This window comes from Methanoculleus horonobensis (assembly GCF_001602375.1).
In the GTDB taxonomy this organism is placed as follows: domain Archaea; phylum Halobacteriota; class Methanomicrobia; order Methanomicrobiales; family Methanoculleaceae; genus Methanoculleus; species Methanoculleus horonobensis.
On the sequence record NZ_BCNY01000003.1, the window covers coordinates 1 to 4686 of the forward strand.

At 54.4% G+C, this 4686-nt stretch carries 1 tRNA gene and 2 rRNA genes; all 3 read right to left on the reverse strand.

Going from position 1 to position 4686, the window contains the following annotated elements:
• Positions 1-14: 14 nt before the first annotated feature.
• The 3 genes from MCUHO_RS00005 to MCUHO_RS00015 all read right to left on the reverse strand — a co-directional run bounded on the left by MCUHO_RS00005 (position 15) and on the right by MCUHO_RS00015 (position 4684).
• Positions 15-2946: ribosomal RNA gene (locus tag MCUHO_RS00005) — 23S ribosomal RNA — on the reverse strand.
• A gap of 123 nt (positions 2947-3069) precedes the next feature.
• Positions 3070-3142: transfer RNA gene (locus MCUHO_RS00010), tRNA-Ala, on the reverse strand.
• A 75-nt stretch (positions 3143-3217) separates the two neighbouring features.
• Positions 3218-4684, reverse strand: a 16S ribosomal RNA gene (locus MCUHO_RS00015).
• The 16S and 23S rRNA genes sit together here with 1 tRNA gene alongside, the layout of an rRNA operon.
• Positions 4685-4686 lie beyond the last annotated feature (2 nt).

A 4686-nucleotide genomic window follows, 5' to 3' on the forward strand; every position in this document is an offset into this window, starting at 1 on the left:
GATTTCGTCTGAGCTCAGCGGAAGACATCGGACGTTAGTATCCGCGGACTGAACACGTCGTTGCCTTCGTGCTTACATCCCGGACCTATCAATCGGGTCTTTTACCCGTGTCCTCAGCGGAGTCTCTTTTTAGGTCAGGTTTCAAGCTTAGATGCTTTCAGCTTTTATCCCTTATCGCGTAGCTGCTCGGCATTGCCCTGTCGGACAACCGATCGACCAGAGGCGACGACGGAAAGTTCCTCTCGTACTATTTCCATCTTACCTTCAGACTCCTCACACTCCAGATAGATAGTAACCGACCTGTCTCACGACGGTCTAAACCCAGCTCACGATCCCCTTTAATAGGCGAACAACCTCACCCTTGGCCGCTGCTGCACGGCCAGGATGGAAAGAACCGACATCGAGGTAGCAAGCCGCCGGGTCGATATGTGCTCTTGCCGGCGACGACTCTGTTATCCCCGGGGTAGCTTTTCTGTCGTTAATGGCCCTCATCAACAAGGCTCATTAGTTCGTTAGACCCGAGTTTCCTCTCGCGATGACTTGCTATGCGTCATCGCGTCAGGCCAACTTATGCTCTTGACACTCTCCTGTGAGTTTCTGACTCACATGAGTTGACCATAGGGCACCCTTGATATTTTTTCGAGGGTGTGGCGCCCCACCCAAACTGCCTACCTACCGTTGTCCTCTCCGAAGAGAGTAAGTGTTACAGTAAACCTAGGATGGTGTCTCATTGGTGGCTCCCCATCCCCCGGAAGGGATGGTTCGACGCCTCCCATCTACACTGCGCAAGGAATACCGTAACACAGCGACAGGCTGCAGTAAAGCTCCACGGGGTCTTCACTTCCCATCTGGAGTCCCTAGTCTCTGCACTAGGATAAAATGTTCAACGGCCTCGTGTTAGGGACAGTAGGGCTCTCGTTAATCCATTCATGCAAGTCGCCAATTAAGCGACAAGGTACTACGCTACCTTAAGAGGGTCATAGTTACCCCCGCCGTTTACGAGTCCTTCGTCCGGTTGAACCCGGTGTTCAGATACTCGCACTGGGCAGGAATCAGTGACTATACTAATCGTTTCCGAGTTGCAGTCACCTATGTTGTTATTAGACAGTCAGAGCCCCCTGGTCACTGCGACCTGCCTGATCACCAGGCAGGCACCCCTTCTCCCGAAGTTACGGGGCTAATTTGCCGAGTTCCCTTAACACGATTAAACCGACACGCCTTAGCCTTTTCAGCTAGGGGCACCTGTGTCAGATCTCGGTACGGACATACGTCTCCCTTTTCACGGGCTCCAGGAATTTACCGGATTACTCCATCACGCTTTCACTCGCTTCTCACCATGGCGGTACTCCACGAGTTTGGACGCTTGGACAGGGCGACGACCCTGCCCGGTATATCCCGAAGCGTCAGGGCAGTAAACTGCTACAGACGCATGGTACAGGAATATTAACCTGTTTCCCTGTTGTCGTGCTCGAATTACGACACGACTTAGGACCGACTAACCCTCGGCTGACGAACATTGCCGAGGAAACCTAGCCCCTCCGGCGGTTAGGATTCTCACCTAACTTTGCTTCTACTAATGCCAGAATTCTCATTGCTACCCGGTCCACAGGAGCTCACGCCCCTGCTTCTGCCCAGGCAGCACGCCTCTCTACGCCATCACACAAAGTGTGGTCCGTGGTATCTGTAGTAGGCTTTAGCCCCGTCCATTTTCAGTGCCCCAAACCTCGACTGGTAAGCTGTTACGCACTTTTTAAAGGATAGCTGCTTCTGAGCTCACCTTCCAGTTGTCTTTGGCCTGGGACGCCTTTCAGTGTTGACACTTAGCCTACATTGAGGGACATTAACCACGGTCTGGGTTGTCTCCCTTACGCATTACAAGCTTACCCCGTAATGCGGACTGCCAGCCTTCTTCGACGACGGGGAATTTGGAGTTTGACAGGAGGGTGAGGGATTTCTCCCCCAGCTCCCCCAATCAGTGCTCTACCTCACCGTCTATCTCCAGCCAGGTCATGCTACGGCATGTTTCGAGAGGAACCAGCGGATGCCCAGCTCGATTAATCTTTCACTCCTATACGCAGGTCACACGAATGATTTGCATATCAAAACCGCTTGCGGTCCTCCACGCGCCTTTCGGCACGCTTCAACCTGCCCACGCATAGATCGCTGGGCTTCGGGTCTTATCCTGCAGACTCCACGCACTTTTAATACGTCGTCCCATGCCCGAAGGCTACGGACCTGTTGGTTTCCCTTCGGCTCCCCTTTTGGGTTAACCTTCGCCTGCAGAATAAACTCTCTGGCCCGTTCTTCAAAACGTACGTTACGACACCGGCAACCACGCCCGTACTACCGCCTCGCGACGGGTTCCTTCACGTGGAAGATCCTTTCGCGCCGTAACTCACGATCACCTATCAGTTTCAGGCACTTTTAACCACCTTTCCAGGGTTACTTTTCAGCCTTCGCTCACGCTACTAATGCGCTATCGGTTTCGAGTAGTATTTAGTTTTGGAGGTTGATGACCCCCAGATTCCCGCGAGAATTCCGACCCGCGGTACTCAAGACACTACCAGGACATCTTGGCGTATGCGTACGGGGCTATCACCCTCTTTGGCACCTCATTCCAGAGGATTTCCACTTGGCCGCAATGTCCGGACGGTAGGCTTACTACACCACATCTCCCCGTGAGGGGATTCAGTTTGAACTCTGTCGTGTTCGATCGCCTCTACTAACGACATCTCGGTTGATTTCTTTTCCTCCCCCTACTAAGATGTTTCAATTCGGGGGGTTCCCGATCCTTACGGATCAACACCGAAGTGTTAGGAAGTCCCATTCGGGGATCTCCGGATCGTAGACTCCATGCGTCTTCCCGGAGCTTATCGCAGCTTGGCACGCCCTTCTTCGGCACTCGAACCGAGCCATCCACTGACAGGCATCTTGTCGTTCCGCTGAACTCATTTGACGTCCAGAGTACGCACCTATACACAGCCTCGTCAGGTCAAAGACCTTCAGCCCTTCCCCGGTGACTCGCATCTCCGGGTGCATTGTAGGCAGGACTGATACCGTCCTGCCGAGTGGACTCAGGGGGATTTGAACCCCCGGCCTCCGCCTCGCAAAGGCGGCGCTCTTCCAACTGAGCTATGAGCCCGGTTTCATGAATCCGTTGACATCGGCAATTTTACAGTTTGTTCAGCAACCGCTGATGGCCCAAGTGTATTTCTTTAGGAGGTGATCCAGCCGCAGATTCCCCTACGGCTACCTTGTTACGACTTAACCCCCCTTGCGGAACCTAGATTCGACTGCGGCAACGACCGCAGCCTCATCCAAACCCCACTCGGGTGGTTTGACGGGCGGTGTGTGCAAGGAGCAGGGACACATTCACCGCGTTATGTTGAAACGCGATTACTACAGATTCCAGCTTCATGTGGGCGAGTTACAGCCCACAATCCGAACTACGGACAGGTTTAGGAGATTGCCTTCACCTTTCGGTGTCGATACCCATTGTCCTGCCCATTGTAGCCCGCGTGTAGCCCGGATAATTCGGGGCATGCTGACCTACCGTTGCCCATTCCTTCCTCCTCTTTAGCAGAGGCGGTCCCAACAGTGTCCCCATCGGCCCGGGGGCCATGCTGGCAACTGTTGGCGTGGGTCTCGCTCGTTGCCTGACTTAACAGGATGCTTCACAGTACGAACTGACGACGGCCATGCACCTCCTCTCAGCTAGTCATGCAGAGTCTTCAGCCCGGCAATCATTCCGCTGTCTTATCCGGTGAGATTTCCGGCGTTGAGTCCAATTAAACCGCAGGCTCCACCTGTTGTGGTGCTCCCCCGCCAATTCCTTTAAGTTTCAGCCTTGCGACCGTACTTCCCAGGCGGTACGTTTCACGGTTTCCCTTCGGCACCTCGACGACTCGTGGTCGTCGATACACCTAACGCACATCGTTTACGGCTGGGACTACCCGGGTATCTAATCCGGTTTGCTCCCCCAGCTTTCGTCCCTCACTGTCGAAGCCGTTCTGGTGAGGCGCCTTCGCCACAGGTGGTCCCTCGAGGATTACAGGATTTCACTCCTACCCCCGAAGTACCCCTCACCTCTCCCGGTTCCAAGATCGCCAGTATCTCTTAGACGCCCGACGGTTGAGCCGCCGGATTTCCCAAGAGACTTAACAACCCAGCTACGAACGCTTTAAGCCCAATAAAAGTGGCCACCACTCGAGCCGCCGGTATTACCGCGGCGGCTGGCACCGGTCTTGCCCGGCCCTTTCTTCAGGTGTGTTTTAGACACCTGGACAGCCTGCATATACAGGCACTCGAGGTTCCCTTATCACGGTTGCCCGCATTGTAAAGTTTTCGCGCCTGCTGCGCCCCGTAGGGCCTGGATTCGTGTCTCAGAATCCAACTCCGGGCTCTTGCTCCCACAACCCGTACCGATTATCGGCTTGTTGGGCCATTACCCCAACAACAACCTAATCGGCCGCAGATCCATCCTGAGGCGCCGGAACTTTGAGTTACCGAGCATTCCAGCATCGGTAACCTATAGGGTATTATCCCCAGTTTCCCGGGGGTATCCCCTTCCTCAGGTCAGGTTATCCACGTGTTACTGAGCAGTACGCCGAGGGCCGAACCCTCTCGACTCGCATGGCTTAATCGAACCCCGATAGCAGTGACCTCTGGCAGGATCAACCAGAATTT